General features: G+C 42.3%; 23 protein-coding genes and 1 pseudogene. 1 reads left to right on the forward strand and 23 read right to left on the reverse strand.

All coding sequences use genetic code 11. The annotated features are described in order from the left end of the window. Nucleotides 1-146: 146 nt before the first annotated feature. The 11 genes and pseudogenes from grpE to KUA57_RS09760 form a co-directional block, all read right to left on the reverse strand. The gene (gene grpE, locus KUA57_RS07465; protein WP_218493987.1) at nucleotides 147-671 is read right to left on the reverse strand and encodes a nucleotide exchange factor GrpE; all 525 of its coding nucleotides are present in this window, start codon (nucleotides 669-671) and stop codon (nucleotides 147-149) included. Nucleotides 672-697: 26 nt separating this feature from the next. Then, nucleotides 698-1732: a heat-inducible transcriptional repressor HrcA gene (hrcA, locus tag KUA57_RS07470; protein WP_000255759.1), complete on the reverse strand. Its 1035-nt coding sequence runs from the start codon at nucleotides 1730-1732 to the stop codon at nucleotides 698-700. A 160-nt stretch (nucleotides 1733-1892) separates the two neighbouring features. Continuing rightward, the gene (locus tag KUA57_RS07475; protein WP_218493998.1) at nucleotides 1893-2405 is read right to left on the reverse strand and encodes a DUF2812 domain-containing protein; all 513 of its coding nucleotides are present in this window, start codon (nucleotides 2403-2405) and stop codon (nucleotides 1893-1895) included. 34 nt (nucleotides 2406-2439) lie between these two features. Next, nucleotides 2440-3015, reverse strand: coding sequence for a DUF2812 domain-containing protein (locus KUA57_RS09725; protein WP_004238824.1), 576 nt, complete (start codon nucleotides 3013-3015; stop codon nucleotides 2440-2442). Further along, entirely contained in the window at nucleotides 3015-3335 is a 321-nt protein-coding gene (locus tag KUA57_RS07485; protein ID WP_000423971.1) for a PadR family transcriptional regulator, read from the reverse strand. The genes KUA57_RS09725 and KUA57_RS07485 overlap by 1 nt, the downstream gene beginning before the upstream one ends. 122 nt (nucleotides 3336-3457) lie before the next feature. Continuing rightward, the gene (glnA, locus tag KUA57_RS07490; RefSeq protein WP_049501990.1) at nucleotides 3458-4804 is read right to left on the reverse strand and encodes a type I glutamate--ammonia ligase; all 1347 of its coding nucleotides are present in this window, start codon (nucleotides 4802-4804) and stop codon (nucleotides 3458-3460) included. A gap of 36 nt (nucleotides 4805-4840) precedes the next feature. After that, complete coding sequence (gene glnR, locus KUA57_RS07495; RefSeq protein WP_000659548.1) at nucleotides 4841-5197, reverse strand: transcriptional repressor GlnR; 357 nt, start codon at nucleotides 5195-5197, stop codon at nucleotides 4841-4843. Between the two features lie 76 nt (nucleotides 5198-5273). After that, a complete protein-coding gene (locus tag KUA57_RS07500; RefSeq protein WP_218493988.1) occupies nucleotides 5274-5801 on the reverse strand; it encodes an FUSC family protein in 528 nt (175 codons plus the stop codon). Nucleotides 5802-6124: 323 nt separating this feature from the next. Further along, a complete protein-coding gene (locus KUA57_RS07505; RefSeq protein WP_001096743.1) occupies nucleotides 6125-7321 on the reverse strand; it encodes a phosphoglycerate kinase in 1197 nt (398 codons plus the stop codon). Nucleotides 7322-7410: 89 nt separating this feature from the next. Next, nucleotides 7411-12408, reverse strand: a complete 4998-nt coding sequence (locus KUA57_RS07510) for an endo-beta-N-acetylglucosaminidase (RefSeq protein ID WP_431830574.1) — start codon at nucleotides 12406-12408, stop codon at nucleotides 7411-7413. A gap of 212 nt (nucleotides 12409-12620) precedes the next feature. Next, nucleotides 12621-12762: pseudogene (locus tag KUA57_RS09760) on the reverse strand (YSIRK-type signal peptide-containing protein); the annotation flags it as partial. 303 nt (nucleotides 12763-13065) lie between these two features. Between KUA57_RS09760 and KUA57_RS07515 the strand changes: the two are divergent. Next, nucleotides 13066-14697 carry a Na/Pi cotransporter family protein gene (locus KUA57_RS07515; protein ID WP_000026672.1) on the forward strand — a complete coding sequence of 544 codons (1632 nt, stop codon included), beginning with the start codon at nucleotides 13066-13068 and terminating at the stop codon, nucleotides 14695-14697. A 97-nt stretch (nucleotides 14698-14794) separates the two neighbouring features. Here KUA57_RS07515 and KUA57_RS07520 read toward each other — a convergent pair whose 3' ends face one another. The 12 genes from KUA57_RS07520 to KUA57_RS07575 all read right to left on the reverse strand — a co-directional run bounded on the left by KUA57_RS07520 (nucleotide 14795) and on the right by KUA57_RS07575 (nucleotide 22453). Further along, on the reverse strand, nucleotides 14795-15091 hold the full coding sequence (locus tag KUA57_RS07520) for a bacteriocin immunity family protein (RefSeq protein ID WP_033679682.1): 297 nt from the start codon (nucleotides 15089-15091) through the stop codon (nucleotides 14795-14797). 21 nt (nucleotides 15092-15112) lie between these two features. After that, nucleotides 15113-16177 (reverse strand): glutamyl aminopeptidase, encoded by a 1065-nt coding sequence (gene pepA / locus KUA57_RS07525; protein WP_218493990.1) that lies wholly within the window; start codon nucleotides 16175-16177, stop codon nucleotides 15113-15115. 117 nt (nucleotides 16178-16294) lie between these two features. After that, nucleotides 16295-16531 carry a membrane protein insertion efficiency factor YidD gene (yidD, locus tag KUA57_RS07530; RefSeq protein WP_049510486.1) on the reverse strand — a complete coding sequence of 79 codons (237 nt, stop codon included), beginning with the start codon at nucleotides 16529-16531 and terminating at the stop codon, nucleotides 16295-16297. Further along, nucleotides 16531-17253, reverse strand: coding sequence for a pseudouridine synthase (locus tag KUA57_RS07535; protein WP_001222228.1), 723 nt, complete (start codon nucleotides 17251-17253; stop codon nucleotides 16531-16533). The genes yidD and KUA57_RS07535 overlap by 1 nt, the downstream gene beginning before the upstream one ends. Continuing rightward, nucleotides 17240-17809 carry an SMC-Scp complex subunit ScpB gene (gene scpB, locus KUA57_RS07540; RefSeq protein WP_218493991.1) on the reverse strand — a complete coding sequence of 190 codons (570 nt, stop codon included), beginning with the start codon at nucleotides 17807-17809 and terminating at the stop codon, nucleotides 17240-17242. The genes KUA57_RS07535 and scpB overlap by 14 nt, the downstream gene beginning before the upstream one ends. A gap of 18 nt (nucleotides 17810-17827) precedes the next feature. After that, nucleotides 17828-18556, reverse strand: coding sequence for a segregation/condensation protein A (locus KUA57_RS07545; RefSeq protein WP_218493992.1), 729 nt, complete (start codon nucleotides 18554-18556; stop codon nucleotides 17828-17830). Further along, nucleotides 18556-19290, reverse strand: coding sequence for a site-specific tyrosine recombinase XerD (gene xerD, locus KUA57_RS07550; RefSeq protein WP_284691259.1), 735 nt, complete (start codon nucleotides 19288-19290; stop codon nucleotides 18556-18558). Before xerD ends, KUA57_RS07545 begins: the two co-directional genes overlap by 1 nt. Next, nucleotides 19287-19748, reverse strand: a complete 462-nt coding sequence (cbpB, locus tag KUA57_RS07555) for a cyclic-di-AMP-binding protein CbpB (RefSeq protein ID WP_004260968.1) — start codon at nucleotides 19746-19748, stop codon at nucleotides 19287-19289. Before cbpB ends, xerD begins: the two co-directional genes overlap by 4 nt. Further along, nucleotides 19745-20266 (reverse strand): metallophosphoesterase, encoded by a 522-nt coding sequence (locus tag KUA57_RS07560; RefSeq protein WP_061864530.1) that lies wholly within the window; start codon nucleotides 20264-20266, stop codon nucleotides 19745-19747. Before KUA57_RS07560 ends, cbpB begins: the two co-directional genes overlap by 4 nt. Then, nucleotides 20242-21213 carry a nucleoside-triphosphate diphosphatase gene (locus tag KUA57_RS07565; protein WP_000182419.1) on the reverse strand — a complete coding sequence of 324 codons (972 nt, stop codon included), beginning with the start codon at nucleotides 21211-21213 and terminating at the stop codon, nucleotides 20242-20244. The genes KUA57_RS07560 and KUA57_RS07565 overlap by 25 nt, the downstream gene beginning before the upstream one ends. Beyond that, entirely contained in the window at nucleotides 21210-22004 is a 795-nt protein-coding gene (racE, locus tag KUA57_RS07570; protein WP_049493675.1) for a glutamate racemase, read from the reverse strand. The genes KUA57_RS07565 and racE overlap by 4 nt, the downstream gene beginning before the upstream one ends. 200 nt (nucleotides 22005-22204) lie before the next feature. Continuing rightward, the gene (locus tag KUA57_RS07575) at nucleotides 22205-22453 is read right to left on the reverse strand and encodes a YneF family protein (RefSeq protein ID WP_000364990.1); all 249 of its coding nucleotides are present in this window, start codon (nucleotides 22451-22453) and stop codon (nucleotides 22205-22207) included. Between the last annotated feature and the right edge of the window lie 209 nt (nucleotides 22454-22662).

Consider the following 22662-nt stretch of genomic DNA (forward strand, 5'->3'; position numbering starts at 1 on the left):
TGTCTCAAAAATCCCCTGTTTCAGTAGCAAAAGCTACTGAAACTTTCACCACGGCGGGAAATATCTTCCTTGCAAGCCTCCGGCTTGCCTCTTATCTTTCTTCATAGTTTATTGTCGTTTCGGACAAGTTTTTTAAGTTCTCTAGCCTAGTTGTACACCACTACCATAGCTGGGCGTAGGATGCGGTCATGGAGTTTGTAGCCTTTTTGGAAAACTTGAGCGATGGTATCTGCTGGGTGTTCATCGTCTGCTGGAAGAGTTTGGATGGCCATATGATAGTTATGGTCAAATTCACCGTCAGCTGCGATTTCTTCGATTCCTTCTTCTTTCAAAGCGTGAATCAAGCTTTCTTGCACCATTTCCAAGCCCTTCTTCACATCATCTGTCAAACCTTCAACTGCGAGTGCACGCTCAAGGTTGTCCAAAGAAGGGAGAATCGCTTTTGCCAAGTCCTGGCTACGATAACGTTGCAAATTTTGACGCTCTTCATTGGCACGGCGTTGGATATTTTGCATTTCTGCATGAGCGCGAAGATATTTATTTTCGAACTCATCTGCACGTTCATTTGCCAAGTCCAATTCAGACTTCTCAGGAGTTGTTTCTTCTACCGTTTCCACAACTTCCTCTTGTTGAACTTCTTCTACTTCTTCATTTTTTATATCTTGGGCCATTTTCGCCTCCTTTAATGATTTCAATCTTAATGTACTTCGTAATGATTACTGCTGAGGTAGCGGTAAAAATCTGTCAACTTCATGGTCAAAACACGATTGACTACATTGACTTGGTTGATTAATTGCTGATAATCCAGATTAACTGGACCGATAATGGCTAGAATTCCAACTCCCCGATAAGGAATGAGGAACTTGCTACTAATCACCGCTAGGTCGGCTAGACAGGACTCTTGACTGTCTGCAACACGAACGTTTTGCATCTGATCTTCACGCAGACCCTCACGAATCTCCAGAGCCACCTTTTGCGGTTGGTCAAAGAACTGATAAGCTGCCAGATTGGCAAAATTCAAGAGATTGACTTTGCCCGCCACCACAATGTTTTCGTTGAACATTTCCTTAAAGATATGTTCAAAGAGATCGATAACATTGTCCGTTGTTGTAAAGTAACGCTGGATAATCTGCGGAATCTCCGTCCGAATCTTGTAGTGAATATCTAGAACGGTGTGGCCGAGGAAACGTTCCTGAATGATGCTCTTCAGCTTCAGCAAATCCTCCTGCAAAAAGTTCCTTGGAATCAGAAACTGACTGGTAACCGTTCGAGACTCGTCTAGGGTGAATACTGCCAAGGCTGTATGTTGCCCCAGAACGACGATATCAAAGGCTGTCAAACGTTGCCTGCTCGGCTCAACATCCAGTGCTACTACCGTACAGCCACTCAAGTCTGTCAGCAGGTTAGCAGCCTCTTGCAGAATATCCTCCAATTTGAAGAATTCCTGATCAAAGGCTTTGACAATCTCATATACCTCATTTTCAGCTAGTCGGTCAAAATCCAGTGAGTGTTTCACATAGTACTGAAAACCAGCAACACTTGGCATCCGACCACTTGAAGTATGGGCCTTCTCAAGCAACCCTTGCTTTTCTAGAGCCGCCATGTCATTACGAATGGTTGCACTGCTAGAGTTAATAGACTCTTGCAAGGCTTTGGATCCGACAGGTTCGTGCGTTTTGGTAAAGATGTCAATAATCAGATTTAAAATATCCTGCTGACGCTCTGTAACCACCTCATCACTCCTCTCTGTCTGATCGATTAGCACTCGATACACTCAAGTGCTAACTTATGATTCTATTATACACCCTTAAAAGAGAATGTCAAGACAAAAACTCAAAAAATTAGCACTCTTTTGCCAAGAGTGCTAAAAATCAGTCTAAAGACCTAGAACCTTACTGTTTATCTACTCGGTATGCCCTTTTAAGCCTTAAATAGCCATGAATTAAATAAGAAATCATAAAGGCATATAAAAGAAAAATAACGAAGAAAGACATAGAAAGTTCTTCTTTAAATAAACTTATACAAACAACCAAACCACCTAAGAAAGTAGCTGCACATGAACGAAATCTATATCGCATAACTTCCCATCTGAGCCCCTTACTCATATAGACTTGATCCTCTGGAAGTATATTAGAAGCCGGTTTACGAAAAATTGAATAAAAACCTCTTTCTATCAATTCCCAACCTCTATTTCTAAAATCTTGCAGTTCATGCTTATATTTTTTAAGAAATCTAGAATCATAGATACGGTAGATGACATCGTCTGGTTGACATTGGTCAAAATAGAAAAAACCAAAACGACTCGTTCTATACCTCCAACCTTTCAAGTGCATCTCATGTAAATATTCTTCTTTCTTATCCTCATCAAGAATCGTAAAAATCCGAAATTGTAGTTTGCTTTTCATCATCGCACCTCCAAATTAGAAAACATGCATGGTTTTATTTATCAGATAATTCTTTCCACTTTTGAAACAATCTCCAAAAAATATAAGACATCTGAATCGAATGAACTATCAATAAAACACCATCTATTATAACAATCAAAAACATTTCCCAACTGAAAGAACTACCTCCAGTGACAAACTTTGAGAAAACCGGTAGTAGAGCTAAAAAGAGAAGCAAAATAGGAAGCATCCGCCTCGTTAAAATCCGTTTGACCATAGCTAGCTTCCCGGCCGCGTCATTATAAATTTCAAACTCGGCATCCAACTCAATTCCAGAATGAAGCTTTCTAAAGTAGGAAAAACCATTAAAGTCTGTAATATGCTCCCATCCACAGTCTTTAAATAATTGTAAATAGGAGGCTCTCTCTGATTTTTTCATAGGATAAAAGTCCAACTGATAAGACACCTGCTCCGGTTGGCACTTTTCAAAAGTATACTTAACCGCAACTACTAAGTTAGAGTAGGTCACTTCCTTGAGTTTCCAGCCCTCAGCATGCATTTTTCTAAGATATAAAGCCTCTCTATCATAATCCGCAATGGTAGCAATTCTATAAACAACCTTCTTTTCCATCATCTTTCCTCCAGACTGTTTCTATAGAGCCGTTCAATACGTTTCAATTCAATATCTAAGACTTTTCTTCCCAAGTCTGTAATCTGATAGATTTTACGCTTCTCCTCTTCTCGGACAAAGGAAATCAAACCATCCTTTTCCATTTTTGACAAGGTTCCATACATAGTTCCAGGACTAATCGAAACTTGCAAATCTGTCATCTCCTTGACCTTTTGCGTAATACTGTACCCATGACCTTCCTTTTGCAGACAGAACAAGATATAAAAGCCCGTTTCCGTCATCGGAAGATAAACTCGACGAATCTTATCCGTTAATTCCATTTATAGCTACCTCCTATCCAGTTCGATATATCGCACTTCGTTATATAAAATATATCACACCTCGATATAAAATACAAGAAAAAAAGATTATCCTCACGGACAATCTTCCTTCTATATTAGTATTAGTAAAGGTCTAAATAATTATCAATTTCCCATTGTGAAACGAAGGTTGCATAACTTGCCCATTCGATTCGTTTGGCTTCAAGGAAACTAGTATAGATATGTTCTCCGAGAGCCGCTATGACAACTTCATCTTCTGTCAAAGCTTTCAAAGCGTTGTGAAGGGTTGATGGAAGGTCTGTAATACCAGCTTCCTTACGCTCTTCTGCTGTCATGATGTAGATATTTTCTTCGATAGGAGCTGGTGCTTCGATTTTATTCTCAATACCATGCAAACCAACTTCCAACAGCACAGCCATAGCGATGTAAGGGTTCGCCATTGGATCCACTGAACGCAACTCAAGACGAGTTCCCATACCACGTGAAGCAGGCACGCGCACAAGTGGCGAACGGTTACGACCAGCCCAAGCAATATAAACAGGCGCTTCATAACCTGGAACCAAACGTTTGTATGAGTTAACCGTTGGGTTCATGATGGCAGTATAGTTGTAGGCATGCTTAATCAAACCACCAAGGAAATGGTAGGCCGTTTCTGACAACTGCATTCCTTTTGGATCATTTGGATCAAAGAAGGCATTGTTTCCTTCTGCATCAAACAAGGACATATTACAGTGCATACCTGATCCGGCAATACCAAATTTTGGTTTGGCCATAAAGGTTGCGTAAAGACCATGTTTGCGAGCAATGGTTTTAACAACGAGTTTAAAGATTTGAATCTTATCACAAGCACGGAGAACTTCATCGTACTTAAAGTCAATCTCATGTTGTCCAACCGCAACCTCATGGTGACTTGCTTCTACTTCAAATCCCATTTTGGTCAAGACATTGACAATCTCACGACGTGTATTGTCCGCAAGGTCAGTAGGCGCCAAATCAAAGTAGCCACCCTTGTCATTTACTTCAAGTGTTGGGTCTCCATTTTCATCAAGTTTAAATAGGAAGAATTCTGGTTCTGGTCCAAGGTTGAAGGACTTGAATCCCACTTCTTCCATGTGACGAAGAGCACGTTTCAAATTGCCACGAGGATCACCTGCAAATGGCTCACCTTCTGTTGTATAGACATCACAGATCAAACCTGCAACACTTCCATTTTCATCTCCCCAAGGGAAGACTGTCCATGTATCCAAGTCAGGGTACAAGTACATATCTGACTCATTGATACGTACAAAACCTTCAATAGAAGATCCATCAAACATAGCCTTATTTGACAAGACTTTATCTAACTGTTCATCTGTAGCAGGAATTTCGACGTTTTTCATGGTTCCCAAAATATCTGAGAACATGAGACGAATAAAGGTAACATTTTTTTCCTTGACTTCACGACGAATATCTGCAGCTGTGATTGGCATGAGTTTTCTCCTTAATGTATAACTACTTGCGGTTGCCTAACCGCGACCAAAAGGTGACCGTACTGAAGCAAAGCGACCCTGTTGGAGGAGTTCATTATGAAGTGCACGACGCACCTCAGTCTGACTCACCGCTTTCTTGGATTTCGCTTCACGTTCAGCATATTTTTTCTTGATGGCAGCGATATTATAACCTTCAGAGATATAATCTTTGATTTCAAGCAGACGATCCATGTCATTCAAGGAATACATGCGACGGTTCCCTTCGTTTCGATCAGGCTTAATCAACTCTTGATCTTCATAATAACGAATCTGACGCGCCGATAGGTCGGTCAACTTCATAACACTGCCGATAGGAAAAACAGCCATATTTCGGCGAAATTCTTTTTCCTTCATTTACAATTTCCTTCTTTCTGTCTATTATAGTCTAAAAAAAGACAAACGTCAATTGATAATGTTATAAAATGTAACATTATTTTTCTTTTTTCTCTAAAATGAGCCGAATACGATCAATATCGTAATTTACGAGAATTGCGACAAAAACTCCCATGAAAGTTTCTGATACACGCGCAAACACGTACAAAATCGTTTCCCCACTCGGAATTGATAAGGTAATGATTAACATAGCTGCTACACCACCAATAACCCCTGCTTTGTTATTCATGGCTACATTTGTCATAATGGTTAACATGGTGCAGATTGGAACAACAACTAAGGTTACCCAAAAGGCTTCGTGGAAAAAACTATTTATTAGGAAGAAAACCAAGGCATAGAGGCCACCGATACTATTTCCTAGAATACGCGAAGTCCCAAAATGAACACTCTTATCAAAACTCTCCCTCAAGCTAAAAACGGCTGTCAAAGCACCGATTTGAAGACCTTTCCAACCAAAAAAGCCAAAAATCAAGAGAACTAGAAAAACAGCAATACCTGTTTTAAAGGTTCGCATACCAAGTTTGAACTGGGATTTATCGAATTTATATTTTTTAAAATAACTCATAATCTCAACTTTCTATTTCCATTTTATCATAAATTGGCTGATTTTATGATGAATAGTTGAGAGGAAGCGTTTTTATTTTAAGCAAAAGAAAAGAGGAACTTTCACTCCTCTCTTCTTTGATTCATTTATGAAATCTTATTTTTCTGTCAAAGCTGCAAGTCCCGGAAGAACTTTTCCTTCAAGAAGTTCCATTGATGCCCCACCACCGCGTCACAAATACCTCCACTAGCACAAAAAGGTGACATAGCCACCTTTTTGTTAACGTTTCAGTTTTGTTCCTTTTTCTACAAAATCAGGATTTTGTAGAGACTAACGGGCTGAAATCATTTTTCTGTAAGTGCAGCCAAGCCTGGCAATACTTTACCTTCGAGAAGCTCCATTGAAGCGCCTCCGCCCGTACTAATCCATGAGAATTTGTCTGCGCGACCAAGGTTGATTGCTGCGGCAGCTGAATCACCACCACCGATGATTGATTTAACGCCTGGTTGTTTCACGATAGCGTCCATCACACCGATTGTTCCAGCTTGGAAGTCTGGGTTTTCAAATACACCCATAGGTCCGTTCCATACAACTGTTTTCGCACCAGTCAAAGCTTCGTCAAATTTAGCGATAGATTTTGGACCGATATCAAGGCCAAGGAAGCCTTCAGAAACTGCTTCACCTTCAGTGTCACGCACTTCAGTGTAACCAGCAAATGCGTTAGCTTCTTTTGAGTCAACTGGCAAGATCAATTTACCGTTTGCTTTTTCAAGAAGAGCTTTCGCAACATCCAATTTGTCTTCTTCTACAAGTGAGTTACCGATTTCGATACCTTGTGCTTTGTAGAATGTGTAAGTCATACCACCACCGATAAGGACTTTATCAGCTTTTTCAAGCAAGTTTTCGATAACACCGATCTTGTCTGAAACTTTTGAACCACCAAGAATGGCTACGAATGGACGTTCTGGAGTTTCAACTGCTTCTTGGATGTAGGCAATTTCGTTTTCAAGAAGGAAACCAGCAACTGCTTTTTCAACGTTTGCTGAGATACCAACGTTAGATGCGTGTGCACGGTGAGCTGTACCGAATGCATCGTTTACGAAGATACCATCTCCAAGTGATGCCCAATATTTACCAAGTTCAGGATCGTTTTTAGATTCTTTCTTGCCATCAACATCTTCGTAACGAGTGTTTTCAACCAAGAGAACTTGTCCATCTTCAAGAGCGTTGATAGCTGCTTCCAATTCAGCACCACGAGTTACACCTGGGAAAACAACGTCTTGGCCCAATTTAGCTGCCAAGTCTGCTGCTACAGGAGCAAGTGATTTACCAGCTTTATCAGCTTCTTCTTTCACACGTCCAAGGTGAGAGAAAAGAATTGCACGTCCACCTTGCTCGATGATGTACTTAATAGTTGGAAGAGCTGCTGTGATACGGTTGTCGTTAGTGATTACGCCATCTTTCAATGGTACGTTGAAGTCAACACGAACGAGGACTTTTTTACCTTTCAAGTCAACGTCTTTAACAGTAAGTTTTGCCATGTTACAAAAACCCCTTTATTTATTTTATTCGAAACTATTATATCACACTTTGGAAATATAAGGAAAGATTTCACAAGATTTTTCGATATTTAATCTTCATCTTCTTTTTTCTGTTTCAATGTCAAGGCTAAACTAGCAAGACCAAGGCTTGCCAATCCTGCTATTAGGGCTTCATTGGCATCAGCAGTTCCTGTATTTGGCAATTGCTTACTTGCTTCTTCTGATTTAACTGCTGTATTTTGGGATGGTTTTGCTTGTGTAGGCGCTACTGCTGGTTCTGTTTTTACTTTTGTTCCAATTTCAACAATTTCTGGAAGAGCTTCCTTGAGAACTTCTGTTGTACGAAGGGTACGATTGCCTTGGCTATCTACTTCAATCAAGCGACGAATTTGTCCTTCTTCTCCAGCTTGAACAATACGACGTTGACCTTTGAGAAGCTCTGAGTTTGGACGTTCTTGACGTTCAAAGGATACTGCAATTTTTTCAACTTCTAGTTTCGGAGTTTCTAGAACCAGGTCTTTTACTCCTTCTGCTGGTTGATTGCTTGATAGAACTTTTGTACCTACTTCGGTAATCTCTGGAACAGCTTTCTTGAGAACTTCTGTTGAACGAAGAGTACGATTGCCTTGACTATCTACTTCAACCAAGCGACGAATTTGTCCCTCAACTCCTGCTTGGACAAGTTGACGTTGACCGACTGGGAGATTTGGATTTGGACGTTCTTGGTGTTTGAAGGCCACTGTATCCTCTTCAATTTCTAGTTTCGGAATTTCTAAAACTAGGTCTTTTACTCCTTCTGCTGGTTGATTGCTTGATAGAACTTTTGTACCTACTTCGGTAATCTCTGGAACAGCTTCCTTGAGAATTTCAGTTGAACGAAGGGTGCGTTTACCTTGGGCATCTACTTCTACTAGACGACGAATTTGCCCTTCTTCTCCTTTTTGGACAAGTTGACGTTGACCTTTAAGAAGGTTCACATTTGGTCGCTCTTGACGTTCGAAGACCACTGTATCCTCTTCAATTTCTAGTTTCGGAATTTCTAAAACTAAGTCTTTTACTCCTTCTGCTGGTTGATTACTTGAAAGAACTTTTGTACCTACTTCGGTAATCTCTGGAACAGCTTTCTTGAGAACTTCTGTTGTACGAAGGATACGATTGCCTTGAGCATCTACTTCTACTAGACGACGAATCTGCCCTTCTTCTCCTTTTTGGACAAGTTGACGTTGACCTTTAAGAAGGTTCGCATTTGGTCGCTCTTGACGTTCATAGGCTGTTGTTTCAGTTTCAACAACTAGTTCAGGGAGGACCTCAACTGTTGGGGCTACTTCACTTGGATTCATGCTACCAACATGATGACTTTCTTCTGCAGGAGCTAGTTTCTTATTCAGCTTTTCTTTCATGTCCGCAAAAGCTTGTGGAGTTGGCATCTCTGAAGCCAACAAAGTTTCTGCTTGTTCAATCAACTCGGTTTTAGGATCTTTTTTACGGACAGATTCAAGCAAGCCTTCCAATTCTTCTCTAGCAGTTTGATAACGTTGATTTCCATCCAAGTCTGTCCCTGCTTGTTTCAACTCATTCAAAGCCCGGTTGACTTCTTCTTGACTGGCATCATGGTTTTCTGCTACAGCTTTAGCTGTATTGAGTTTCTCTACTAGTACAGCTTGTTTGTCCTCACTTGAGAAGGTATAGGCAAGGGTTGACTGACGGCCTTGGGCAGCAGTGATTTCTTGTTTAAGGTATTCATCATTAACTGCAGCCTTTGGAGAAACCAAGACATCAAACTCAGCTGTGTGCCCCTTGTAATGCAGGGTCAAGGTCTGGCGTCCAGTCTTCTGAGCATCATAGCCCGTGATTTCAATACCTTCATCAGTAAAGCTGTGAGTCTCTTCTGTCTCGTCATCATAGAGAACACCAAAGCGACCTTCAGAGAGATCCAGTTGATCTCCTACTAGATAGTCTGTTTTGGGTTTCTTAGTAATATACAAGCTCGCTACTTCTTTTGGTTTTCCTTCATCCTGTCCTGTCACTTGGACCTTAAGATCACCTGACACTGGTAAACCAAGGTATTGCAGTGTTAGATTTTGTTCCCCTTTTTGATGAGCGTCGTATCCAGATACCGTCACACCTGAGTGAGTAAGGTTAATCAGCTCGTCGGCTTTTCCCCCTTCGTATTGAATACGGAGTGTTCCGCCTCTAAGGTCAAGTTTTTCTCCCTCTTTGTAAACCGTCTTTTTAGGTTCTTTTTCCAGGCTAACCGCAGCAATTTTTCTTTCATCCTGCGGAATCGCTACTGCCAAGGTGTTACTGATTTCTTTGCCAGGTAGTTGGGTACGATAGTAGAGAAGAGTTGGTTGCTTGTCAAAGCCCAATGGAGCTGTTGCCAAGTCACCTCCAGTTTCAGTCTTCAAGGTTGCAATTGGTGTTTGTGAATCAGCCTTGTCGTAAACGGTGATGGTTGCGCCTGCCGGAACATCAGAGAAGCCCAGTTGAACTTGGTGGTTTCCAAGTGAACGAGCAGCTACCTTAGCCATTGGAATATTTTGACTTTCTGTGTCCAAGGTTTCGTACATCTTCCAGTTGTAGATACGAATGGCCTTCCAAGGTGTTCCGTTATCAGATGTAATGACATGCAAACGCCAGTCTTGGGCAGTAATTGGTTTGTCAAGAGTGATATCCGTAACGTGCGCTTTATTACCACGGACTTCCTTAGCCAACTTCCATTGACCATCCGCATCTTTATAATAAAGGTCAAAGTCTTTGGTGTTCATCAAACCGTCGTTTACAGATTCTCCACCAGCTCCCGCATGATCCATCACCCATCTGACAACTGTACGTGGCTGAGTCAAACGAATATCGACACTACCGCTCAATTGTCCTGAAGACCACTTGTCTGAAAGACTGGTAATGGTACCGTTCAACATACCTTCAATACCTTCTCCACCTTCGGTATTCGGGAAAGTGCTACCGATAACCGTTGCCCCTGGAACAATATTTTCAGCCAAAGGTCTTGGGAGAGTCGTATCCTGAACAGTCATGCCCCAGTTAAAGGATGTCGTCGCAGCTTCTGAACGAAGGCCATTTTTACCAACTGCAACAACTTTCAATTCTTGCGTCGTACCAGTCGCATTAGCAGAGCGGCTAACTTTTGGCAAGTAGATGGTTGAAGCAGATGAACCTGTCAACAAACGCCAGTTATCCCCATCTTTTTCGTAGACTTCATAGAAATCCGCATCTTGATTACCCGCAAACTGGACCACTGCTTCAGCTTCTTGGGCATTTTTAAGAGATTGTTTCACCACAGAAAGTCCTGTAGGCGCTTGTGGTGCTTGGTGATTGTCTGAAATTGTTAATTGACCTAGGTTAAACTGATAATCTTTTACAGCTCCTTCATGCTCGAAGAAGAGTTTGACTGCATAGATGGTTTTACCTGCTAGTGAGCTGAGATCAAATTCTTCATTTGTCCAGTTGTCAGAAAGGGTTAGCTCTTTCCATGCATCTGCATCATCGAATTTGTAGTCTGGAGTTGTAGAGAAGGCCATATAAACTTTCGAGCCTTTTCCTCCCTTGTGGGCAACACGAAGTTTGGTTTTCTCAGTTACTTCTAACTTAGTAGAATACAAATTCACATCCTGGTCCGTCTTACCAGCTACATTACCTGAGAATTTAAGGGAATTTCCGCCATTGTAGGCATCTGTAAAATCATATTCTGCACGAAGTTTTTCCCCTGTTGAAGTCTGCCACCAGCGCCATGTTGGCAAGACACCTGAAACAGAACGGTAGTTCCACTCAGAATCCTTAGAAACCTTTCCGTCTACAAACCACTTTCTACCATGGCCTGTATTAAAGGAGGTAGTGAAGGTCCGGCCTACTGCTGGTGTGCGGTCTGCAACTAAATTAGCAATCCCATACCACTCTTTGTCCGCTGGTTTTTGAGCTGTCGGATCTCCTTGGTAACCTGTGAAGAAGATATCTTCGTTTTTATGGTAATCTTCACCTGTTTTTCCTAGACTGGTAATTGTATCTGGTGCAAAGAGTCCAAGTGACAAACGTAACTTGCCTTTTTCATCTAAGAGGGCATCCCATTTAACTTTTGTCTTATAAGAACCACCTTGTTGCAATTCCAATCCTGCAAAGACATCATATTGGCTACGTTCCAGCCATTTTGCCATTTCTACAGAGTGGTCATTCTTTTCCTTATTCCAGTTGAAATTGGCAAAGAATTGATCCGCAGGGACCTTGTCACCTTCTTTTTGCATGAACTGGTAGTTGTAATCACCTAGACCATCTTCGTGGTAACGACCATATTTATAGGTCATGGCATCGTACCAAGCATACTTGATTGGATGGTTGACTTTTGCCGCATATTCTTTTGTATAGAGCATGAATTGACGCATTTTTTCACCAAGTGGCGTTACTAAGTCACCTGTTGTTTCTTGGTTGATAAAATACCCATCAAAGCCATAGTACTTAGCAAGGTCGACAAGTTTTCGTGCAATAGGGAAGGTTCCATCCTCATCTTGTTTCAAAGCAGCAACAAATTTCTCTTGGTCAGCAATACTGTTGGACCAGTTGAAGAAAAGTGTTCCATAAACGGGAACTCCGTTACGATGCCCTGCATCAATGACATCTGGAGTTGGGACTAGACCTTCCCAGAAGACCATTGAATCCAAGTATTGCCAGTAGTCAAAGGCGTAGGCTTTGAATTCTTCTCCACCAACAGAAGCGTGATCTTTAGCCTTTGAGTTGGTATTTGCTAGCGCCTGAACCTTGGCTCTTCTACTTGCTTTTTCATTCACCAACTGACCTCTATGGCGCTTAGCTAGTTCAACTGAGGAACGATTGATGGGATCATCCTCACGCGCACCCGGTTCCCATTTCAACAAATCCTCCCAAGAATTAAATTTGATTTCCTTTGGTTTTAATGTTTTTTCTGTATTTTTAGGGACATCTGGCTGGACTTCTTTTTCAGTCTTATTAGCTTCTGCTGCTGGCTTAGACTCATCCCCTTGGCTAGTTCCTTCAGGCTTTGCTTCTGTTTCCTTGTCAGACTTAGGTTTTGCTTCTGCAGATGGTGTTTCCGCAGCCACCTCACTTGCTTTTTCCTCTGGTTTAGCTGCGCTTACTGCCTCTGCAGTTTCAGTAGTTGCAGCTTCATTGCTTGCTGGCGAAGCAGTTTCAGATGCTGTCGCTACTCCTTCTGCCTTTTCTGGCTTATTTTCTCTAGCATGTTCTCCTTCATGCTGCTTGTCAGCTTCATTAGTTGGATGCTCACTCTCTCCTGAAACAAGCTCTGTATTGGCTCCGCTATTTTCAGGAACTGCAGTTTCTTCTGCCAAGGCTGGACCAGCAAATAAAACAGCACCAATCATTAGCGAGCAGGCTCCTACTGATAACTTACGAATACTGTAACGACAACGTCTTTCAAAAAATGGATTCTTCATTTTCTCCTCCTAAAAGATTGATTTTGCTACATAAAAGAAAGCGCTTAACTTTCTTTATAAAATTTTTATCCCAATCACAGGGACCAAGATAATTCCTCCCTCATTTTAAAATATTTCTTTTAAATGTCAATATATAAAAGGAAATACCTATATCTAGGTTAGAAATTGGTAAAATTAATATAATCAAGGTCCATTCTAACGAATTTTCTTTCTAAAATCTTAGCTTAACACTTGTTAGATTTACTTTTATCCTTTAAAATAGAATAGGAGAAATTCCGTTATTATTTTTCGGAGGAAAAAGAAATGTCCATTAATTGGCAGGAAATTTTATTTCACTTTTTAGGTGGTCTGGGACTATTCTTATATAGTATCAAGACCATGGGAGACGGTTTGCAACAAGCTGCTGGAGATCGCCTTCGTTTTTACATTGACAAGTACACTAGCAATCCCTTTTTAGGTGTTCTAGTCGGGATTGTCGTGACTGCCCTGATTCAGTCAAGTACAGGGGTTACAGTTATCACGGTTGGACTGGTCAGCGCTAGTCTTCTCACTCTTAGACAGGCTATCGGAATTATCATGGGAGCCAACATCGGAACCACCGTTACTTCCTTTATCATCGGTTTCAAGCTTGGTGAGTATGCTTTACCCCTGATTTTCCTTGGAACCATGTTCCTCTTCTTTACCAAAAATAGAACAGCAAACAATATCGGGCGCATCCTGTTTGGTGTAGGGGGAATCTTCTACGCCCTCAACCTCATCAGTGCCGGTATGAGTCCTCTTAAAGATTTACCACAATTCAAGGAATACATGGTAACCTTGGGACAAAATCCTGTGTTGGGAGTTTTTGCTGGTGCAGTGATTACCGTCCTCATCCAAGCTTCTTCTGCGACAATCGGGATTTTGCAAGGTCTCTATGCAGGTGGATTTCTTGACCTTAAAGGTTCACTACCAGTTCTTTTCGGGGATAATATCGGGACAACCCTAACCGTTATCATCGCGGCAGCTGGAGCCAATGTCTCTGCGAAACGCGTTGCTGCAACCCACGTTACCTTTAACGTTTTAGGAACTATTCTTTGCTTAATCTTATTAGGTCCATTTACGTCTATGATTGAGTACTTCCAGGCACTCCTTCACCTCTCACCTGAGATGACCATCGCCTTCTCTCACGGTGCCTTTAACGTAAGTAACACCATTGTACAATTTCCATTCATCGGAGCCTTGGCCTACTTTGTAACCAAGCTCATCCCTGGTGAAGATGAAGTTGTCAAGTACGAGCCACTTTATCTTGATGAGCATTTGATTAAACAAGCTCCATCAATCGCTCTCGGAAATGCCAAAAAAGAACTCCTTCACTTGGGAAATTATGCTTCTAAAGCCTTTGACCTTTCATACAACTACATCATTGACCTTAATGAAAAGGTTGCTGAAAAAGGCCACAAGACAGAAGAAGCCATCAATACCATTGATGAAAAATTGACTCGTTACCTGATTACTCTTTCCAGTGAAGCCCTTAGCCAGAAAGAAAGTGAAGTGCTCACCAACATCCTGGATTCATCCCGTGATTTGGAACGGATTGGGGACCACGCAGAAGCCCTAATCAATCTGACTGACTACCTTCAACGTAAAAATGTTGAGTTCTCTGAAGCTGCTTTGCAAGAACTAGCTGATATCTATCAAAAAACCACTGACTTTATCAAGGATGCCCTTGATAGTGTAGAAAACAATGATATTGAAAAAGCTCAAAGTCTGATTGAACGCCATAAAGAAATCAACAATATGGAACGTGTTCTCAGAAAGACCCACATCAAACGCCTCAACAAGGGCGAGTGTTCAACACAAGCTGGGGTCAACTTTATCGACATCATTTCCCACTATACTCGTGTATCTGATCACGCTATGAATCTAGCTGAAAAGGTCATCGCTGAACAAATCTAAGATCCAAGAAGCTATCCTAAATGGGATGGCTTTTTTCTTTTCCTAACCAAGAATTGCTTTTCTAATATATAGAAAAATGCTTTGATTCACAATGGAATCAAAGCATTTTAAAGAGCTCCCCATACATAATCGCAGAAGCTGCGGTTCCTCTGTACTTTGCTTCTTCTCTTTTGATAAAGCGAGCCAAGTTGAGCAACTCAGGTGCCGGATGTTTGGGATTTAGGAGCAATTCACGATTGACCAGGCCTGAGAGACGAACTGCCAGCAATTGCTCATTTGTAGTAGGCAGTTTTTTAGCAGTCTCTAGGAGAGCAGCAACTAAATCTTCACTCAAATCATGTCGAGCATGATTGTAAAGATCTTTTACAAGGCTTTCTAGGTTTGGTTCTACCATCCCTACCACCTCCCTTATGGTTTAATAATTTTTAATCAAATCAACTGTTGAACGATCCAATTTTTTCACCAAGGCTTGCAAGAAAGCTTGCGCTTCTATGAAGTCATCCATAGCGTAGAGGGTTTGATGAGAATGGATATAACGAGCGCAGACACCGATTGTTGTAGATGGGACACCACCATTTTTCAGATGAGCTGCGCCAGCGTCTGTTCCGCCTTTACCACAGTAGTATTGGTACTTGATACCAGCTTCTTCAGCCGTTGTCAAAAGGAAATCCTTCATACCTGGGAGAAGCAAGTGACCTGGATCGTAGAAACGAATCAAGGTTCCATCCCCAATCTTTCCTTGGCCACCATAAACATCACCTGCTGGTGAACAGTCAACTGCGAGGAAGACTTCTGGATCAAACTTGGTTGTAGATGTATGAGCACCACGGAGACCAACCTCTTCTTGGACGTTAGAGCCAAGATAGAGTTCATTTCCGAGTTTTTGACCTGACAAAGCTTCTGCCAGCTCACTTACCATGAGAACCCCATAGCGATTGTCCCAAGCTTTTGAAATGATATTTTTTTCATTGGCTGTCAAGATTGCAGAACTATCTGGTACGATGGTGTCGCCAGGACGGATGCCAAAGTTTTCTGCCTCAGCCTTATCCGCAAAACCACCATCAAAGACGATATCCGTAATGGCTGGCATGGTTGGCCCGCCCTTACCACGAGTCAAATGTGGCGGAACAGAACCTGAAATCACAGGAATTTCACGACCGTCACGAGTCAAGAGTTTGAAACGTTGGCTGCTGACTACCATAGGATTCCAACCACCGATTTCTACGACACGGAAGGTACCATCTGGCTTGATTTCGCTAACCATAAAACCAACTTCATCCATATGAGAAGCGACCAAGACGCGCGGTGCATCCGCAGCTTCTGAATGTTTAATTCCGAAAATACCACCCAATCCATCTGTCACCACTTCATCCACATGCGGTGTCAACTTTTCACGAAGATAAGCACGGACAGGTGCTTCATGACCTGAGATCGCAGCAAGTTCTGTTACTTCTTTGATTTTTGAAAATAATGTTGTCATTTCAGTTCCTTCTTTCTTTCATCCATTTTACCACTTTTTATAGGAGAAGGATAGCGGGAATCATCATTCCAGATAAAACTACTTGTGAAAAAAAACGAATCACCATTGCAATTCGTTTTATTTATGATTCCGTTTGAGTGAAAAATGGTCTGGGACGGGGTCCTTACCTGTTTTCGACCAGGGATGGCAACGTAAAATCCGAGCCAAGCCCATCAAGACTCCCTTGAAACCATGTTTTTCAATAGCCTGAATCATGTAGTTTGAACAAGTAGGCTCAAAGCGACAAGAGGGTGGAAAGGCTGGTGAGATAAAACGTTGGTAAAAGCGGACTGGCGCTATTAAGATTCGTTTCATTATTTCTTGGTTACAGCCATAGTGTGTAGTTGGCTGATTTCTTTTTTATTAAGGCGTCGGGATTCACCTGGACGGAGTCCTGTCAAGTCTAGATGTCCAAAACGTGTCCGCGATAACTTGTCCACTTGGAGGCCGACAGCTTCAAACATTTTTTTAACCTGATGGTTACGCCCTTCATGGATGGTCAACTGCACTACTGAGCGATTTTTAACTGGATCCACTTTGAGAATCTCGTAAACAGCTGGCTTGGTTTTCTTACCATCAATCTCAAGTCCACGGGTCAAGGGACGAAGATTGTCCTTATTGGCCACACCTTTAACACGCGCGACATAGACCTTATCAATTTCATTACGGGGGTGAATCATCTCATCCGTAAAGTCTCCATCATTGGTCAAAATCAAGACTCCTGATGTATCCCAGTCCAAACGACCTACAGGGTAGATGCGCTCCTTCACGTTAGGCAAGAGGTCGACAACAGTCTTACGGCCCTTGTCATCTGTCACACTGGAAATGACACCGCGTGGTTTGTTAAGCAGATAATAGACCTTTTCTTCGTTGTAGATAGGCTGACCTTCAACTTCGACCTTGTCACCAGACTTGATGGTCGTTGCTAGTTCACGTACCACTTGACCATTGACCGTCACTAATCCTTGCTTGATCAACTCTTCTGCTTTTCTCCTACTGGCCACACCTGCGTGGGCAATATACTTATTGATTCTCATCTTCTTCTATCCTTTCACCAAATAATTGGCTTTCTTGGGCTTGAATCTCAAGCTCATCAATCACTGGTAATTCTTCCAAATGGTTAATTCCCATGTAATCTAGGAAATAATCCGTAGTCACATAGAGGTTGGGACGTCCCAACACTTCTTTTTTCCCGTCTTCTTTGATTAGGTCAAAAGCCTGCAACTTTGCCAAGGCCCCACTCGAGTTGACCCCACGGATAGCATCAATTTCTATCCGTGTGATAGGCTGTTTGTAGGCAATGATGGACAAGGTCTCAAGGGCAGCCCGAGATAAACTTTGGTTGATGGGCGCCTTAGAGTATTCCTTCAAAATCTCAGCAAATTGAGGCTTGGTCACCAATCTATAAGCACCACCTGTCTCAATCAGAGCCAAACTAGACTCTGGGTCCTTTTCATATTTATGGGCTAATTTTTCTAAACTCTGCTGGATGCCTGTCGGTGGCAGAGAGAGGAGTTCAGCTAACTGGCGGACTCTAATCCCATCTTCACCCGCTACAAACAAGAGCGCTTCTATTTTTGCTAAAGTACTCATCTTTCCTCTCTATCAAGTCTAGCTTTGGGCCACTTGACTTTCTTCCTTCTTTTCCATGAGATAGATATCTCCGAAACTCTCCTCTTGCACGAGGATCAGCTCCTGGGTTTTGATTAACTCTAGGGTTGCCAAAAAGAGGGTGATGACCTCTTGGAGATTCTGGGCTTCCTTAAACAAATCCTGCAAGCGCAATTGATCTCGTCCAGCCAAGGACTCTTTCACGATAACCATCATGTCCTCAATCTTATACTCATCCCGCAAGATGGTCGTGTGATTCTGAGAGAACTCCTCTTTTTTCTTGGCTAGGATATTTGAAAAAACCAAAAAAAGGTCAATGGTCGTCTTGTCATGAACAAGCTCCGCATCTTCGTAAATCAACTCTGTCGGCGCTTTGGAATAGTACTGGGCCCGTTCTTGGTGCTTGGCTTCCAAGTGCTCCCCCAAGAGCTTGAACTTGCGGTATTCTTCAATTTGGGAAAGAAGATCCTGCTCTAGGTCATCCTCCAAGTCTGTCACTTCTGCTACCTTGGGAAGGAGTTTGCGGCTCTTGATCAGCATGAGTTGACTGGCCATGACCATGTACTCGCCCGTCACTTCCAGACGCATGGCCTGCAGGGTTGAGACATAGGCTAGGTACTGTTCGATGACTTCCGTAATAGGCACATCGTAGATATCCATCTGGTACTTAGAAACAAGGTGCAAGAGCAAGTCCAGGGGCCCTTCAAAATCTTTTAATTTAATATCCATTATCTATATTTTTCTAAGGTCAGGACTGTTTTTAATCCTAATTTTTTTGCAATTTCGTACAAATCGACTTTCTTTTCTATCTGTCTTAGAATGAACTGTTCCCGCAAGGCTTGGGCTGATAGGGCTGGAAAACCTTTCTCCTTGACAAAGGATTCTAGCTGACGAAAGGCCCACTGACGAGAATAGGCTTTCCCTGCCCTTTCAAAAAGATAGGTTTGCCCCATCAAAGGTTCCAATTCTGAAAGCAAGGTCGTGGGAATGGTGACAATCCTCTGTTGGGAAACCTTCTTGATTCGCAACACTTGAAAATCCAGATTGATATCCTCAACCTTGAGAGCTAAAATCTCACTCGGCAAGAGCCCCATTTCTAGGATTAAGAGCGCTAGCAAGCGTCCTTCTGGATAATTACTTTCCTGCCAAAAAGAGTCTAGGTCTAACAGTTCTGGCTTTTCTGTCTTCTTTTCAGCTTGTTTAGCTAATTCCAAGCGGTAAAAACTATCCACTTCTCCTTTTTGATAGAGAAAGTAGAGAAATTGGTTACAGGCCGAAATCTTTCGCTTCTGGGCGCTAATTTTTAGATTGGCTAGCTGGGCTTGGTAAATCTTGAGACTAGTCTCAGAAATCCGCTCACCTACAATGTCTAAAAATTGCTCCAAATCATACTTATAGGACTGCTTGGAATTTGCAGACAGACCCTGCTTTTCCTCTAAAAAGGCTGAAATCCTATCTCTCATTTGCATCGAATCTCATATTCCTTACTAAAGTCATGCAAGAGGGCATTGACTGCCTTGAGGATAGACTTGCGCGTGATAATCCCTTGGAAAATACCAGACGCATCCACAACCGGCAAGAAGGACTCATCTACCAACTTGTGCAAGACCTCCGTAATGGTAAAATCAGGCGAGACGACCGCTACGTCCGTTCTCGTCATATGGACGATATCCGTATCTGCCATGATTTCTTGACTCAAGTCATGCTCCATCTGATAAGCCATAATATCTCTGAGCCCAATCGTCCCAACAAACTGTTTTTCATCTGTCACAACAGGAACACGGGTATAGGTCATCTGACTAAGCAAGAGGGTCGCGTGATCCGCATTGTGGGTATCAATCAACACAGCTAGATTTTCAGCAGGAGTCAAAAAAGTTTCTTCTTGTCCCAACAAGAAAGTCTCAAACTCCTTGGCAATCATCGGCTAAACTCCTTGGACAAGCCCGGATACACCTCATGGTCTCGTGTCAAAAAGTCCACTTTGAAGTAACTATCATCAATCTCCACACGAGCATAGAGACATTCTCTGACGGTCCCACGTGGTTGACTGATGGAACCTGGATTTAGAAAGAGGGTCTTGCCTTCCATCCAAGCATTTGGCACATGCAAGTGCCCATAGAGGCAGATATCGGCCTCTTCCTCCTGAGCCCAGTAGTCCAACTTTTGAAAATTGAAATTAATGTCAAACAAATGTCCATGAGTTTGGATAATCTTGGTCGAACCAAGTTCCGTCACCAAACGTTCTGGGTAGCCGGCGTAAAAGTCCATGTTCCCTTTAACAACGCGGATGCCCTCCCAAAGAGGAGAATCGGGACGCAGTTCAGAATCTCCGTTATGAAAAACGGCGTCAACTTTGCCCACATAGCGATCACGGATTTCTTCCACAATCAAGCTATCGCCATGAGAATCGCTCATTACAATGATGGTTTGCTTTGCCATGATGGAAATACCTCCAAAAGTTTCTTAACGGCTAAGGCACGGTGAGATTGACTATTTTTTTCTTCAAGGGTTAATTCAGCTGAGGACTTGCCTGTCTCTCCTACAAGGAAGAGAGGATCGTAACCAAATCCATTTTCACCCTTAGGTTCAAAGTTAATGTAGCCTGGCCAGTCTGCTTCAACAACCAAGCTTTCCTTGTTTGGACTGGCCACGACTAGGGTTGTATGGAATTGAGCCGAGCGGTCCTTGAGTTCAAAGACCATGGCCAATTCGTGCAAGAGTTTGGCATTGTTTTCACGGTCAGTAGCTCCCACACCTGCGAAACGAGCTGACCAGACACCTGGCAAGCCACCAAGGACATCGACTTTGAGACCTGAGTCATCTGCCAAAACCATCTTGCCCGTTAATTGAGAAATGGTTTCTGCCTTGAGGCGGGCATTTTCTTCAAAGGTCATGCCTGTTTCAGCTACTTCAGGCAGGTCAGGATAGTCATTAAGATTTTCCACATCGTAGCCTAACTTATCAAAGATAGCTCGGAACTCTTTGGTCTTGCCTTCGTTTCGAGTCGCAATCAATAAGGTTTCTCTGACCTTGCTTGTCTCAAAGAAATCATGAACATTGACCCCTTCTTTAGGCAATGCTACATGCAGGAGTTGCCCATTTTCAATCAAGAGAAAAGCTCCCTGACGTTGGATGACTTCCAGATTTCGTCCCATTTCTTGGTTGAGGATATCTACCACAAAAGACAATAAACGGTAGAGAGAACCATAGCGTAAAACAATCACAGAAATAGGAAAACCTTGTTCCTCATCTCGAAATCTTTGGGCAAACTCAAATAGAGGAAAATCCAAGTCTTCATCAGTCAATGTCCGGACACCACCAAAAATACTATATGAGCCGACATACCAGTCCTGGTCATCCTTGTATTCATAAATTTTATTTGTCATAATTCTACATGCTCCACATAAATCTCTTTTTCCAGCCATTCTTCACCAATTTGTGCAAAACTTTGGCTGCTGGCTGTTGTGTAAAAACGGTGATGGAGTGGTCCAGCATCGCGACCACGATTGATTTCAAAATAATTGAGTAAGACTGAGATATCCCGTACGCACTCTGCCCCACTATCGATGAGTTGAACCTTGGGTCCCATGACATTTTGAATAATGGGTCTGAGCAGTGGATAATGGGTACAACCCAAAATCAGGCTATCTACCTTTCCAACCAAGGGACGTAGGGTTTCATAGACCACTTTCTTGGTGACACTGGTTGACAGGGCACCCGACTCCACCAAGGGAGCAAACTTGGGACAGGCCAAACTCTCCACCTGTAAATCCGGATCCAGATCGTTGATTTTCTGACGATAGATGTCAGATTGGACCGTCATGGGTGTTCCAATCACTCCGATTTTTCCACCTTGACTGGACTTGATAGCTGCCGAAGCTCCTGGCAAAATCACACCTAGGACGGGAATGTCTAGTTGAGCCTTGATTTCTTCCCAGACGACCGCAGTCGCAGTATTACAAGCAATGACAATCATTTTGACATCCTTGGTCAAGAGAAAGTTGACCAGCTGCCAAGTATATTCACGAATTTGCTCAGCAGGACGGGGACCATAGGGCGCCCGCGCCGAATCTCCAATATAGACGATTTCTTCATGGGGAAGCTGGCGCATAAGCTCACGCACAACAGTCAAGCCCCCGACACCCGAATCCAAAAAACCAATTGGTCGATTATCCATACAGTCTTCTTTCTAGTCTTTTTTCTGATTGATAGTTCATTATGATTACTTGTCTTTATGAACTGAAGAACAACTTCATCAACAATTATCTCTCTTAATCATAATCAAATATCAATAGAATGCAAGGAAAAAGTCTCATCCCTAAACCCTTAGCCAACATAGTGAGAAGTCTGGAACTTTCATCCCAGACTTTTCCTTATTTATTTTTTCTTTTTATTGTTAGCAAGGGCTGCCTTTTGTTGGCGGATGATTTGGTGGTAAACTTGTTGTACCTTAGCTTCGCTTGGTTTTTGACCATTTGCACTCAAAAGAGTACGAACTGCTTCAGCATTCAAACGTGGGTTGTCAGCGAATTCTTTTTCAATTTGCTTACGAACCAAGTACATTCCCCCAAGAGCTCCTCCTAGAAAAGCTAGCACAATCAATACAATTGCTAAAAGTAAATCCATCATTTTTCTCCTGTTTCTTTTTGAGTCTCTTTCATTATACCACAAACTAGCCACCCTGACCAGTTTGTTTTACGCTTTCAGAGATGAGTAAGCTGTAATTAAAGTTGGCTTATCTTTCTAGTCAAAACTAGAAAGAATATAAAAAATACACTCTCTTACCATTCGTTTCCTCCACTTTTTTAATACAAAACAATATCAAATATATATCC

Origin of the sequence: Streptococcus vulneris, assembly GCF_019218685.1 — a bacterium.
GTDB classification, from domain to species: Bacteria; Bacillota; Bacilli; order Lactobacillales; family Streptococcaceae; genus Streptococcus; species Streptococcus vulneris.